This window comes from Methylobacterium sp. HJ2 (assembly GCF_056431005.1).
This window is the reverse complement of record NZ_JBWJYM010000002.1, coordinates 24,606-37,519: the sequence shown is the minus strand read 5'-3', so window position 1 is coordinate 37,519 and position 12,914 is coordinate 24,606. Positions and strand designations below refer to the sequence as shown.

Below are 12,914 nucleotides of genomic sequence, written 5' to 3'. Positions count from 1 at the left end.
ACCCTGCAGAAAGCGCCTTGTTTGTATCGATTCCAGTCTATAGATTGGAATCGATACAAACAGGAGGCCGGCATGGCGATAGGAGCGAGCGGACCCCTCATGGACGACGGCACCACCGAGCGGCATCGCGCCTACGTGCTGCAATACGTCCAGCCGGGATTGGCCGGCCTGATCGACGGGTCCGTCTCGACGCTGGCGCCGATCTTCGCCGCCGCCTTCGCAACCCATCACAACGGGGCGACCTTCCTGGTCGGCCTGGCCGCCTCGATCGGCGCGGGCATCAGCATGGGCTTCACCGAAGCCCTGTCCGACGACGGGCAGGTGACGGGGCGGGGCGATCCGTGGGTGCGCGGCCTCGTCTGCGGCGCGATGACGGCGCTCGGCGGCCTCGGCCACACGCTGCCCTATGCGATTCCCGATTCCTGGCCGAACGCCTTCGCGCTGGCGACGGCCCTGGCGATCCTCGTGGTGGTGGTGGAGCTCGTGGTGATCGCGGCCGTCCGCACGCGCTACATGGCGACGCCGTTCGGGCGCGCGGCGCTGCAGATCCTGCTCGGCGGCGCCCTCGTGCTGGCCACCGGCATGCTGATCGGCAGCGCCTGAGGCGACGGGCCCGCGGCGACGGCTTGACGCGCGGCCTCCGAGCCGCGATGCGCTGCGCCCGATGCCGGACGCCAGCCCCTTCCGACTCGGCCACCTCAGCGACCCGCATGTCGGGCCGCTCTCGCGCCCGCGCCTGCACCAGCTTCTCGGCAAGCGCGCCACCGGCTACGCCAACTGGAAGCGCGGGCGCTCGCGCAGCCACGACATGGCGGTCCTGGCCGCCCTGGTGGCGGATCTGCGCGCGCAGGCGCCGGATCACATCGCCTGCACCGGCGACCTCTGCAACATCGGCCTGCCGAGCGAGTGGGAGACCGCCCGGGTCTTCCTCGAGGCGCTGGGCGCGCCGGAGGCGGTGAGTTTCGTGCCGGGCAACCACGACGCCTACGTGCGCGGCTCCCTCGAAGGCCTACTCGCCGCCTGCCGCGGCTGGACCGCGGGCGATGACGGGCAGACCGGACGCTTCCCCTACCTGCGGCGGCGCGGCCCGCTCGCCCTCGTCGGCCTCTCGACGGCGATCCCGACGAAGCCCTTCGTGGCCAGCGGCCGGCTCGGCCCGGCCCAGATCGCGGCGGCGGAAGCGCTCCTCGGCGCGCTCGGGACTGAGCCCGGGCGTCCGTGCCGAGTGGTGATGATCCACCATCCGCCCCATCCGGGGGGCGCCTCGGCGGGGCGGGAGCTCAAGGACGCGGCGGCGTTCACCGCGATGATCGCCCGCGCCGGCGCCGAGTTGATCCTGCACGGCCACAACCATGTCCTGAGCAGCACGCGGGTCGCGGGCCCGCGCGGGAGCCATGTGCCGGTGGTCGGCGCCGCCTCGGCCTCGGCGCGGCCGGGTGCGCATGGCCCGGCGCCGGCCAGGCGCGCGGCCTACCTCGTCTACAGCTTCGAACGGGTGGGGGATCGCTACGCGATCTCGGCCCGCCAGCGCGGGCTCGATGCGAGCGGGAGCGTCGGCGATTTCGGTCCGCTGACGCTCGGCTGAGGCGGGCTCAGGCGACGGCGGCCGGGATGTTGCCCTGCATGCGGGCGATGCTCGCCTCGTAGCGCTCGGCCTGCAGGCGGGTCAGGCCCGAGATCAGCGCCGTGCTGCCGCGGTACACGGTGTAGGTTCCGTCCTGGGTCGGTTGTACGCGGATCATCTGTGACATCGGAGCCATCCTGCGTTTCGAGCGGTGATCGGGGCGTATAATTTTCTCGACCTGAAGCTTTCCGAAGAAAATTTCTCCTCTCGGTCCGGGTGAGATTGTGGCGAGATCGAGACGTTACCCAAAAGGATTAGCAAGGCAAGTGATTCGCGGCTGGCATACCTAAGTATTTCCGTTGCAGCGCAGCATGGAATGGGCGTGCGGGAGACGGTTGCCCGGTGCCCCCGATTTGCCGGTTCGGCGCGTCGGAGCCAGGATGGGGCCCGGCGCGTGCCCGCGCGGACCACGATTGAGCGATCCATGGACCTCTGGCGCCTCTCCGCCGCCGATCTGGCCGCCCGGATCCGGGCGCGCGACGTCAGCGCCCGCGCGGCGGCGGAGGCCGCGCTCGCGCGCTGCGCTGCGGTGAACGACCGGATCAACGCGGTGGTCGAGTCCCGGCCCGACGCGGTTCTGGCCGAGGCGGACGCGATCGACGCGGCGCTCGCCGACGGCGTCGATCCCGGACCCCTCGCGGGCGTACCCGTCACCGTGAAGGTCAACGTCGACCAGCGCGGCCACGCCACCACCAACGGGGTCCGGCTGCAGCGCGACCTCGTGGCCGAGGCCGACAGCCCCGTGGTCGCCAATCTCCGGCGCGCCGGGGCGGTGATCCTCGGGCGTACCAATACGCCGGCCTTCTCCCTGCGCTGGTTCACCACCAACCTCCTGCACGGCGACACCCGCAACCCGCGCGATCCGGTGCTGACGCCGGGCGGATCCTCCGGCGGGGCGGGCGCCGCGGTCGCGTCCGGGATCGGGGCGATCGCGCACGGCACCGACATCGCCGGCTCGATCCGCTATCCTGCCTATGCCTGCGGCGTGCACGGCTTGAGGCCGAGCCTCGGCCGGGTGCCGGCCTGGAACGCGTCCTCGCCCGAGCGCGGCATCGGTCCGCAACTGATGGCGGTCTCGGGCCCGCTCGCCCGCACGGTGGCAGACCTCCGGCTCGCGCTCGCGGCCATGAGCGCGCCCGATCCCCGCGACCCCGGTTGGGTCCCGGCCCCGCTCGACGGACCGCCGCGCCCGCGCCGTGCCGCCCTGTGCCTGCGGCCCAACGGACTCGCGATCGTGCCGGAGGTCGAGGCGGCGCTGCGCGATGCGGCCTGCCGCCTCGAAGCGGCCGGATGGATCGTCGAGGAGATCGCCGACACGCCGCCGGTGCGCGAGGCGAGCGCGCTTCAGCTGCAGCTCTGGCTCGGCGACGGCTACGCGGCGCTCAAGGGGGCGGCCGAGCGCGAGGACGATCCCGGCGCGCTGGCGCTGCTCGAGGCCTTCGAGCCGATGGCCGAGTCCCTGCCCGCCGACGCGATCCCGCGGGCGCTCACCCGGCGCCTCACCCTCGCGCGCGCTTGGTCGCTCTTCCTCGAGGCGCATCCCGTCCTGCTGGTGCCGGTCTCGGGCGCGCTGCCCTTCCCGGACGGCCTCGACCGGCAGGGGCCGGCAGCGGTCGCCCATGCCTTCGAGGCCAACCTGCTGCAGGTCGGCCTGCCGCTGATCGGGATGCCGGCGCTGACCGTCAGCACCGGGCTCGCGGGCACGGCGCCCGTCGGCGTGCAACTCGTGGCCGCGCGCTTCCGCGAGGATCTCTGCCTCGCCGCGGCCGAGGCGATCGAGGCGGGTGGCGCCCCGCCGATGCCGGTCGATCCGGCCTGAGCCGATCCGTTCTGGGCCTCAGGCCGGCGGCGTCAGAGCGCCACCTCGATCAGGAAGGGTCCGCGCCGACCGAGAGCGTGGCCGAGCACATCCGCCAGCGCCTCCAGGGTCTCGATCCGGCGGCCCTCGACGCCGTAGCCCCGTGCCAGCGAGACCCAGTCCACCGGCGGCTCGTCGAGGGAGAGCATGCCGAGCGCCTTCGGCCCGGGGTTCCTGGCGCCGACATTGGCGAGTTCGCCGCGCAGGATCGCGTAGGCCCGGTTCGACCAGATCAGCGTGACGACGTTCAGCCGCTCGCGCGCCTGGGTCCACAGCGCCTGTGCGGTGTAGAGCGCGCTGCCGTCGGCCTGCAGGTTGATCACCGGCCGGTCGCGGGCGGCGATGGCCGCACCGGTGGCCATCGGGATGCCGACGCCGATCGCGCCGCCCGAGAGCTGGAGCCAGCTGTGGGGCGCCGCGCCGTGCGTGGCGGCGAAGAAATTCCGGCCGGTGGTGAGCGACTCGTCGCAGACGATCGCGCCCTCGGGGATCAGCGCGCCGAGCACCTGCCCGATCGCGTCGTCCGCGAGCGGGCCGCGGCCGGGCAGGGTCGGGCGTGCCGGCTCGGGCACGGCGACCGTCCCGGCGGCGCCCACCGCCTCGGCCAGGCGCTCCAGGGCCTCGATTTGATCCTCGTCGGGGCTCGCGAGCGTCAGCGTCTCGCAATCGGGATGAGTCAGCACGCTCGGCTTGCCCGGATAGGCGAAGAAGCCGACCGGCTCCGTCGCCCCGACCAGGACCACACGGCGATAGGGCTTCAGGGTCTCGATCGCCTGATCGATCGGGTAGGGCAGGCGCTCGATCGGCACGCTGCCGGCGCCGCGGTCGATGCGGGCGTTGGCCTGCATGGCGAGGAGCCGCGCCCCGGTCTTGCGCGCGATCCGGGCCGCGATGCGCTTGCCCTCGCCCCGCACGGCCCGGTCGCCGAGATGGAGGAGCGCCGGCTCGCCCGCCGTCAGGGCTGCAGCGGCCCGCGCCACCGCGTCCTCGCTCGCCCGCGCCCGCTCGGGGACCGGCGGCACCGGCGCGATCCCGCGCCCCGGTTCCCACGCCGTATCGGCGGGCAGGATCAGGGTCGCGATCCGCCCCGGCGCGGTCCGGGCGGCCGCGATCGCCGCCGCGCCGTCCTCGGCTACCGCTGCCGCGCTGCGGCCGGTCCGCACCCAGGCCGAGACCGTGCCGGCGAGCGTCTCGATGTCCGAGGTCAGCGGCGCGTCGTAGGCCCGGTGATAGGTCGCGTGCTCGCCGACGATGTTGACGATCTGCGAGCGCGCGCGCCGAGCGTTGTGCAGGTTGGCCCAGCCGTTGGCGAGGCCGGGCCCGAGATGCAGCAGCGTCGAGCCCGGCTTGTCGGCCATCCGGCTGTAGCCGTCGGCCGCCCCCGTCGCGCCGCCCTCGAACAGGAACAACACGCAGGCCATGCCGTCGACCCGGTCGAGGGCCGCCACGAAATGCATCTCGGAGGTGCCCGGATTGGTGAAGCAGACCTCGACGCCGCCCGCCACAAGGGTGCGCACGAGGCTCTCGGCGCCGTTCATCGCGTCGGCCAAGGCTATGATCCTCCCTCGCCGGGTCGCGCCGGCCTCAGGCCTCATGGTGATGCAGCCGCGCGCCGCGGCAAGCCCCCGGTGCCGCGCCGGGCCTGCACGCGCCGCAACGCGCCGTGGCGCGGGTCTTGCGGTCGGGGCGGCGTCCGCGCCGCGGCCCGCGCAACGCCTGTGTGAACGCCGATGACGATCAGATCCGCCCTGGCCGCTCTTCGCTCTGCCGCCCTGTCCTCGGCTGTGCTGCCCCTGGCCGCGCTGTTCTGCGCCCTGGTCCCGGTATCCGTGCGGGCCGAGAGCACCCTGCGCATCGCGATGACGGCGGCCGACATCCCCACCACCACCGGCCTGCCGAACAACGGCTTCGAGGGCATGCGCTTCCTGGGCTACCCGATCTTCGAGGGCTTGGTGCTGTGGGACCTCACCCGCACCGACCGGCCCGCGACCCTGAGGCCGGGCCTCGCCACGCGCTGGGAGCAGGCGTCGGACGATCCGAAGACCTGGATCTTCCACCTGCGCGAGGGCGTCCGCTTCCACGACGGCACGCCCTTCGACGCCGACGCGGTGATCTGGAACCTCGATCGCTATTTCAGGAGCGACAGCCCGCAATTCGAGGCGCCGGCCTCGGGCATCACCAAGGCGCGGGTACCGATCCTGGCGAGCTACCGCAAGATCGACGACCGGACCGTCGCGCTGACCACGACGCAGCCCGCCTCCTACTTCCCCTACATGGCGACCTACATCCTGTTCACCGCGCCCGCCTCGTTCGAGACGGCGGGCCGCAACTGGGGCCGGGTCGCAGCCCTTCCGGCGGCCGGGACCGGCCCGTTCCGGATCACCGCCGTCAGCCCGCGCGAGGCGGTCGATCTCGCCCGCAACCCCGCCTACTGGGACGAGGCCAAGCGCGCCAAGGTCGACCGGGTGCGGCTGATGCCGATCCCGGAGGCGAATGCGCGGCTGGCGGCCCTCCGCTCGGGCCAAGTCGACTGGATCGAGGTGCCGGCCGCCGACGGCATCCCGTCCCTGAAGCAGGCGGGCTTCAGCGTGACCACCGGCTCCTACCCGCATGTTTGGCCCTGGATGTACAACATCGGTGCCGCCCAGAGCCCGTTCCGGGATGCGCGGGTGCGCCGGGCGCTGAACTACTGCATCGACCGGGCCGGGATCGTCACCCTGCTGAACGGCACCGCCGAGCCGGCCGTGGGCTGGCTGAAGCCGGGCGATCCCGATTTCGGCGCGCCGGAGAATCGCTACGGCTTCGATCCCGACAAGGGCAGGGCGTTGCTGAAGGAGGCGGGTTACGACGCGCGCAAACCCCTCGCCTTCCCGGTGATGGTCTCGACCTCGGGCTCCGGCCAGATGCTGCCGATGCCGATGAACGAGTTCCTGCAGGAGAACCTCAAGCAGGCCTGCGACGTCGATGTGCGCTTCAACGTGGTCGAGTGGCAGGTGCTGCTCACCGCCGGCCGGGCGGCCCCCGACAGCCCGAGCCTCCAGGGCGCGATGGCGCTCAACATCTCCTCGCCCTCCTCGGATGCGGGCGTGATGGCGCGCTATTTCGCCTCCGACCGTTTCCCGCCCAACGGCTTCAACTTCCCGAACTGGAAGGACGAGGCCTTCGACGGCGCGATGCGGCAGCTCGCGGGATCCACGGACGCCGCGGTGATCGCCGCGGCCACGCGCAGGGCGCACGAGCGTCTCGTCGACGATCCGCCCTGGCTCTATGTCGTGCACGATCTGAATGCGCGGGCGATGTCCCGCAAGGTCACGGGCTTCGTCTCGCCCCAATCCTGGTTCGTGGACCTGACCCTCGTGAGCATGCCGTGATCCGGCCCCGTGCGGTCCCGGCCCGACGGGACGACGGCGGATCGACGCTCGAACAGAGCGGCCTTCCCCCCGCATTCCGGCCCGATCTGGCAAAGGCGTAAGGCGATGACGGACAGCACCGACGACCTCTCGCTCCTCCCGGCCGGGGCGCTCGCCGAGGCCATCGCCGCCCGCAAGGTCTCGCCCGTCGACGCTGTCGAGGCCCATCTCCGACGCATCGCCGCCCAGGAACCGACGCTCCGGGCCTTCACCGAGGTCTTCGCCGACGACGCCCGGCTGGCCGCCGAGGGGGCCTGCCGGGCGATCCGCTCCGGCCATGCGGTCGGCCCCCTGCACGGCGTGCCGGTGGTGCTCAAGGACTTGATCGACCTCGAGGGCCGCATCACCATGGGCGGTTCGGCCGCGCACCGGACGCGCCGCGCCACCCGCACCGCCACGATCGCCCGTCGCCTGATCGCGCAGGGCATGATCGTCCTGGGCAAGACACACACAGTCGAGTTCGCCTATGGCGGCTGGGGCACCAACCCCCATCTCGGCACGCCCTGGAATCCGTGGGACCCGCAGGTGGCGCGCACGCCCGGCGGATCGAGCAGCGGTACGGGCGTCGCCGTCGCGGCCCGGATGGCGCCGTGGGGCATCGGCACCGATACCGGCGGCTCCGTTCGCCTGCCGGCCTCGTTCTGCGGGCTCACCGGCCTCAAGGTCACGGTGGGGCGCGTCTCGACCCACGGCATCGTCCCGCTCTCGACCACCCTCGACACGCCCGGCCCGATGGCCCGCACCGTCGCGGACGTGGCGCTGCTCTACCGGGCGATCTCCGGGCCCGACCCGCTCGACCCCGCGACGCGCGGGATCGAGCCGGCCGATCCGATGCCGGTCCTGAACCGCGGGATCCGCGGCCTGCGCCTCGCCCGCATGCCCCTCTCGGAGCGCGAGGGCGTCGATGCCGCGGTGCTCGCGGCCTACGACCGGTCGCTGGACGACCTCGCCCGGCTCGGCGCCGAGATCGTGGCGATCCACCTGCCGTTCCGCTTCGCCGACCTGTTCGCCCTCAGCGCGATCACCAACGCCGAGGCCTACCTCACGAACGGCGCCCTCGCCGAGGACCCGGCCTCGCCGCTGGGCGAGGCCGTGCGCGCCCGGATCCTCGCGGGGGCGCGGCTCTCCGCGCAGGATTACCTCGCCACGATCCGGCAGCGCGAGGCGATGAAGCGGGCCCTCGCCGAGGCCTGGGCGGACGTGGACGCGCTGCTGACCCCGACCACCGAGACGCCCGCGATTCCCCTCGATGCGGTGGACGAGAACCACCTGCCGTCCCGCTTCTGCCGCTTCGGCAACCTTCTCGACCTCTGCGGCCTCGCCCTGCCGAACGGCCTCTCGGCCCAAGGCCTGCCGACCTCGCTCCTCATCACCTGCCGCGGCTACGACGAGGCCACGGCTCTGCGCATCGGCCAAGCCTTCCAGGGGGCGACCGACTGGCACCTCAATCTGCCGCCCCTGCTCGCGGGCTGACGGGCGGGACGAGCCGCGGCCCGAAGACCACGGGCTCGCGCTCAGACGAAACCGTAAAGGGCGCGCGGGTTGTCGACGAACAGGCGGTGCCGGTCGGCCTCCTCGGGCACCCAATCGGCGACGCGGTCGAGGAGGTCGGCGATGCGCGGCGGGCCGTCCCAGGCGGCCACGTGCGGCCAGTCCGAGCCCCAGAGGCAGCGCCCGGGCGCCGCCGCCTGGAGGGCGCGGGCGAACGGGATCGTGTCGGCGTAGGGGTGTCCCGTCACGGAGGTGCGGAAGGCGCCCGAGAGCTTCACCCAGGCCCCGTCGCGCACGAGGCCCACGAGGGTCTCGAAGCCCGGATCGGCGAGCCCGGCCGAGGTCGGCATGTGGCCCATATGGTCGACCACGAAGGGGACCGGCAGGCGCGACAGGCGCGGTGCCAGCTCCGGCAGCTGCCGGGCATCGAGCAGGAACTGCAGATGCCAGCCCATCTCTCGGGCGAGCGCGCCGTAGCGCTCGAGGTCGGCGAAACCGACGCCGCCGCCGAACAGCACGTTCAGGCGCAGGCCCACGATGCCCGCGGCCTTGAGATCGGCGAGGTCGTGCTCCGGCAGGTCGGGCGGGATCACGGCGACGCCGCGCAGGCGCTCGCGATGCGCCCGCAGGGTCTCCAGCAGAAGCCGGTTGTCGGTCCCGTGCACGCTGACCTGGATCAGCACGCCGTTGGCCATGCCGGTGGCGTCGAGCATCGCGAGGTAGCGCGCGGCGCCGGCCTCCGGGGGCGTGTAGCTGCGCTCGGCCACCAGCGGGTAGGCGGGCGGCGCGCCGATCACGTGCGCGTGGGTATCGACCGCCCCGGCGGGGACCCGGTAGCGGGTCGGCCCCGAGGGGTGTGGATCGGGGGGCGGGCAGTCGCGGATGTCCGGCATGGCGCGATCCTCCCGGCTCAGGTGTCGGCGTGGAGCACGCGGCCGCGCGTCTCGGGCAGCGCGAAGGCGGCGACGAAGAACACCCCGTAGGCGATGGCCGCGAAGATCGCGATGGCGGAGGCGAGCCCCGTGCGCGCCGCGAGATAGCCGACGAGGGCCGGGAACAGGGCTCCCAGGCCGCGGCCGAAATTGTAGCAGAAGCCCTGGCCCGAGCCGCGCAGGCGCGTCGGGTAGAGTTCGGTCAGGAAGGCGCCCATGCCCGAGAAGTAGCCGGAGGCGAAGAAGCCGAGCGGGAAGCCCAGCACCCACAGGACATTGTTCGAGAGCGGCAGCTGCGTGTAGGCGGCGATCACCGCGATGGCACCGAGCGAGAAGATCAGGAAGAGCGGGCGACGTCCGAGCCGGTCGGCGAGCCATGCGCCGACGAGGTAGCCCGTGAACGACCCGAGGATCAGGGCGGCGAGATAGCCCGTGGAGGATACGACGGAGAGGCCGCGCTCGGTGGTGAGGAAGCGCGGCAGCCACGTGGTCACCGCGTAGTAGCCGCCCTGGCAGCCGGCCGAGGCCAGGGAGGCGAGGATGGTGGTGCGCAGGAGCGGCCCGGAGAAGATCTCCCAGATGCGCGGGGAATCGCCCGCCGCGGCGGCCCGGGCCCGCGACTCGGCCGCGACCTGCGGCTCCTCGACGTAGCGGCGGAGGTAGAACACCAGCAGCGCGGGCAGCGCACCGATCACGAACATCCAGCGCCACGCGCTCTCGGGCGGCAGCCAGGAGAACAGGACCGCCTGGGACAGGACCGCGGCCCCCCAGCCGACCGCCCAGCCGGACTGGACCGACCCGACCGCGCGCCCGCGGAACTCGGCGCGGATCGTCTCGCCGATCAGCACGGCGCCCGCCGCCCACTCGCCGCCGAAGCCGAGCCCGAGCAGGGCGCGCGCCACCAGCAACTGCTCGAAATTCTGCACGAAGGCACAGATCAGCGAGAAGACCGAGAACCACAGAATGGTGATCTGCAGCGTCAGCACGCGGCCGATGCGGTCGGCCATGAAGCCGGCGATCCAGCCGCCGAGCGCCGAGGCCAGCAGCGTCACCGTGGCGGCGAGCCCCGCCGTGCCCGGATCGACCTTCCACAGGGTGATGATCGTGCCGATCACCAGCGGGTAGATCATGAAGTCCATGCCGTCGAGCGCCCAGCCCGCGGCACAGGCCCAGAAGGTGTGGCGCTCCCGCGGCGTCATGCTGCCGTAGAAGGCCCCGAGACTCGCATCCGCGATCGCGACCCGCTCAAGCCCCGCCGCCCCGTCGGGCCCCGCCGCCGAACTCATGCCGCCTCCGCAAGGATCATCCTGCCCAGTCCTCGGTAGCATGGGCTCGGGATGCGGCCTACCGGGTCCGGGCGGGATCGGGCGGGACATTCCGGCGGCCCTGCATGCCGCCGAACCTGGATCCGCGTCGGCGGGCGAGGCCGTCGCCGCGATCAGAAGCTCGGCGGGGTGCAGGCGCTCACCACCTCGCAGGGCTGCGGCCCGACGCAGCGGAAGCGGTGCGGGCGCCGGCTGTCGAAGGCGTAGGCGTCGCCGGGGCCGAGGATGCGCCGCTCCTCCCCCACCGTCACCTCCAGCCGCCCTGAGAGCACGATGCCGCCCTCCTCGCCCTCGTGCGAGAGCAGGATGCGCCCGGTATCGGTGCCCGGCTCGTAGCGCTCCTTCAGGATCTGAAGGGCGCGGCCGAACAGGGTCTCGCCGACCTGCCGATAGGAGATGCCGCCCCGGCCGATCTCGGTGAGGTCGTCGCTCGCGTAGAAGGCCTTGCGGTCCTGCTCGGGCTCGACGGCGAAGAAGTCGGCCAGGCCGATCGGCACCCCGTCGAGGATGCGCTTCAGGGCGCCGACCGAGGGATTCACCCGGTTCGACTCGATCAGCGAGATCGCCGAATTCGTGACGCCCGCGCGCTTGGCAAGGGCCCTCTGCGACAGCCCGTGCCGGATCCGCACGAAGCGCAGCCGCTCCCCGACATCGACGCTCATCGGCCCACCCCTGTTGCGGGTGTTGAAGATAGCGCAACACCGTGCCGTGCGAACCCGCGTCTTCAAGAGCTTGGCCCGGGCCAGAAAAGGACTTGTTGCGGGCTCCCGAAAAGCCTCTCCTCGGCGCCGTCCCGATCGCACCCGAGAGCGTCCGCATGTCCGAGCCCCTGCGCAACTCCCCGGCGCTCGACGCCTTCTGGATGCCCTTCACGGCGAACCGCCAGTTCAAGGCGGCACCGCGCATGCTCGTCGCGGCCGAGGGCATGCACTACACCGCCGACGACGGGCGCCGCGTCCTCGACGGCACCGCCGGGCTCTGGTGCGTGAACGCGGGCCACGGGCGTCGCGCCATCGCCGGGGCCGTGGAGCGCCAGCTCGGCACGCTCGATTTCGCGCCCACCTTCCAGATGGGCCACCCGGTCGCCTTTGCCTTCGCCGAGCGGCTCGCCGCCATCGCGCCCGGTGGTCCCGAGGCCGGCCTCGACCGGATCTTCTTCACCGGCTCCGGCTCGGAATCGGTCGACACCGCGCTCAAGATCGCGCTCGCCTACCAGCGGGCGGTCGGACAGGGCAGCCGCACCCGGCTGATCGGGCGCGAGCGGGGCTATCACGGCGTCGGTTTCGGCGGCATCTCGGTCGGCGGCATCGTCTCGAACCGGCGCGCCTTCCCGCAGCTTCCCGGGACGGACCATCTGCGCCACACCCACGATCCCGTCCGCAACGGCTTCGTGAAGGGACAGCCCGAGCACGGGATGGACCTCGCCGACGACCTCGAGCGCCTGGTGGCGCTCCACGGGGCCGAGACCATCGCGGCCTGCATCGTCGAGCCGGTCGCGGGTTCGACCGGCGTGCTGATCCCCCCGAAGGGCTACCTCGAGCGCCTGCGCGAGATCTGCACCCGCCACGGCATCCTGCTCATCTTCGACGAGGTCATCACCGGCTTCGGGCGCCTGGGCGCGCCCTTCGCCACGGATTTCTTCGGCGTGGTGCCGGATCTCGTGACCACCGCCAAGGGCATCACCAACGGCACCATCCCGATGGGGGCCGTCTTCGCGAGCCGGCGGATCCACGATGCCCTGATGCAGGGGCCCGACGGGATCGAACTGTTCCACGGCTACACCTATTCGGGCCATCCGGTGGCCTGCGCGGCCGGGCTCGCGACCCTGGATATCTACCAGCAGGAGGGGCTCCTCACGCGAGCCGCGGATCTGTCGGAGGACTGGGCGCAGGCCATGCACGACCTGCGCGGGCGCGCCCATGTCACCGATATCCGCACGATCGGCCTCATCGCCGGGATCGAGCTGGCCCCGCGGCCCGACGCGCCGGGACGCCGGGCCTACGAGATCTTCGTCGATTGCTTCGCGCGCGGCCTGCTGATTCGGGTGACCGGCGACATCATCGCCCTGTCGCCCCCCCTCATCCTCGAGCGCGCGCAGATCGGCGAGATGGTGCAGATCCTGGGTGCGGCGATCGACCGGGCGGCCTGACCGGCCAATCTCGCCCGCACGGGTGTCCGACACGTGTCCGGGCGAGCCATTGCCAGGCCGCGTCTTCAGGCCTAGCTCCCCCGCGGCCAGAGAGCCGGCGCGGGGCCCGTCCCCGCGCGGAATGC

10 protein-coding genes and 1 pseudogene are annotated in these 12,914 nt (G+C 72.7%); 6 read left to right on the top strand and 5 right to left on the bottom strand.

What is annotated here, in order from left to right:
• Positions 1–57 precede the first annotated feature (57 nt).
• Both ACS5RC_RS04805 and ACS5RC_RS04800 read left to right on the top strand, forming a co-directional pair.
• Positions 58–603, top strand: a pseudogene (locus ACS5RC_RS04805) (VIT1/CCC1 transporter family protein); the annotation flags it as partial.
• 61 nt (positions 604–664) lie between these two features.
• The gene (locus ACS5RC_RS04800) at positions 665–1,585 is read left to right on the top strand and encodes a metallophosphoesterase family protein (protein WP_478342699.1); all 921 of its coding nucleotides are present in this window, start codon (positions 665–667) and stop codon (positions 1,583–1,585) included.
• A 7-nt stretch (positions 1,586–1,592) separates the two neighbouring features.
• Here the strand turns inward: ACS5RC_RS04800 and ACS5RC_RS04795 are convergent, their stop codons facing one another.
• Complete coding sequence (locus ACS5RC_RS04795; protein ID WP_478342698.1) at positions 1,593–1,751, bottom strand: hypothetical protein; 159 nt, start codon at positions 1,749–1,751, stop codon at positions 1,593–1,595.
• 297 nt (positions 1,752–2,048) lie between these two features.
• On the opposite strand from ACS5RC_RS04795, the gene ACS5RC_RS04790 reads away from it, so the two are divergent.
• Positions 2,049–3,443 carry an amidase family protein gene (locus ACS5RC_RS04790; RefSeq protein WP_478342697.1) on the top strand — a complete coding sequence of 465 codons (1,395 nt, stop codon included), beginning with the start codon at positions 2,049–2,051 and terminating at the stop codon, positions 3,441–3,443.
• Between the two features lie 32 nt (positions 3,444–3,475).
• On the opposite strand, the gene ACS5RC_RS04785 is transcribed toward ACS5RC_RS04790, so the two are convergent.
• Positions 3,476–5,020, bottom strand: a complete 1,545-nt coding sequence (locus ACS5RC_RS04785) for an acetolactate synthase large subunit (RefSeq protein ID WP_478343408.1) — start codon at positions 5,018–5,020, stop codon at positions 3,476–3,478.
• Positions 5,021–5,212: 192 nt separating this feature from the next.
• Here ACS5RC_RS04785 and ACS5RC_RS04780 point away from each other — a divergent pair, with 192 nt between their 5' ends.
• Both ACS5RC_RS04780 and ACS5RC_RS04775 read left to right on the top strand, forming a co-directional pair.
• Positions 5,213–6,853, top strand: a complete 1,641-nt coding sequence (locus ACS5RC_RS04780; protein ID WP_478342696.1) for an ABC transporter substrate-binding protein — start codon at positions 5,213–5,215, stop codon at positions 6,851–6,853.
• 105 nt (positions 6,854–6,958) lie between these two features.
• On the top strand, positions 6,959–8,365 hold the full coding sequence (locus ACS5RC_RS04775; RefSeq protein ID WP_478342695.1) for an amidase: 1,407 nt from the start codon (positions 6,959–6,961) through the stop codon (positions 8,363–8,365).
• Between the two features lie 41 nt (positions 8,366–8,406).
• Here ACS5RC_RS04775 and ACS5RC_RS04770 read toward each other — a convergent pair whose 3' ends face one another.
• The 3 genes from ACS5RC_RS04770 to ACS5RC_RS04760 all read right to left on the bottom strand — a co-directional run bounded on the left by ACS5RC_RS04770 (position 8,407) and on the right by ACS5RC_RS04760 (position 11,302).
• Entirely contained in the window at positions 8,407–9,276 is an 870-nt protein-coding gene (locus ACS5RC_RS04770) for an amidohydrolase family protein (RefSeq protein WP_478342694.1), read from the bottom strand.
• Between the two features lie 17 nt (positions 9,277–9,293).
• Entirely contained in the window at positions 9,294–10,601 is a 1,308-nt protein-coding gene (locus ACS5RC_RS04765; protein WP_478342693.1) for an MFS transporter, read from the bottom strand.
• A 152-nt stretch (positions 10,602–10,753) separates the two neighbouring features.
• A complete protein-coding gene (locus tag ACS5RC_RS04760) occupies positions 10,754–11,302 on the bottom strand; it encodes a cupin domain-containing protein (RefSeq protein ID WP_478342692.1) in 549 nt (182 codons plus the stop codon).
• A gap of 155 nt (positions 11,303–11,457) precedes the next feature.
• On the opposite strand from ACS5RC_RS04760, the gene aptA reads away from it, so the two are divergent.
• On the top strand, positions 11,458–12,789 hold the full coding sequence (gene aptA / locus ACS5RC_RS04755) for an omega-aminotransferase AptA (protein ID WP_478342691.1): 1,332 nt from the start codon (positions 11,458–11,460) through the stop codon (positions 12,787–12,789).
• Positions 12,790–12,914: the final 125 nt, after the last annotated feature.

Coding starts and splice junctions, on each gene's coding strand:
- ACS5RC_RS04775 (WP_478342695.1), top strand. CDS start 6,959: ATGACGGACAGCACCGACGACCTCTCGCTCCTCCCGGCCGGGGCGCTC.
- ACS5RC_RS04790 (WP_478342697.1), top strand. CDS start 2,049: ATGGACCTCTGGCGCCTCTCCGCCGCCGATCTGGCCGCCCGGATCCGG.
- ACS5RC_RS04780 (WP_478342696.1), top strand. CDS start 5,213: ATGACGATCAGATCCGCCCTGGCCGCTCTTCGCTCTGCCGCCCTGTCC.
- ACS5RC_RS04760 (WP_478342692.1), bottom strand. CDS start 11,302: ATGAGCGTCGATGTCGGGGAGCGGCTGCGCTTCGTGCGGATCCGGCAC.
- ACS5RC_RS04770 (WP_478342694.1), bottom strand. CDS start 9,276: ATGCCGGACATCCGCGACTGCCCGCCCCCCGATCCACACCCCTCGGGG.
- aptA (WP_478342691.1), top strand. CDS start 11,458: ATGTCCGAGCCCCTGCGCAACTCCCCGGCGCTCGACGCCTTCTGGATG.
- ACS5RC_RS04765 (WP_478342693.1), bottom strand. CDS start 10,601: ATGAGTTCGGCGGCGGGGCCCGACGGGGCGGCGGGGCTTGAGCGGGTC.
- ACS5RC_RS04800 (WP_478342699.1), top strand. CDS start 665: ATGCCGGACGCCAGCCCCTTCCGACTCGGCCACCTCAGCGACCCGCAT.
- ACS5RC_RS04795 (WP_478342698.1), bottom strand. CDS start 1,751: ATGTCACAGATGATCCGCGTACAACCGACCCAGGACGGAACCTACACC.
- ACS5RC_RS04785 (WP_478343408.1), bottom strand. CDS start 5,020: ATGAACGGCGCCGAGAGCCTCGTGCGCACCCTTGTGGCGGGCGGCGTC.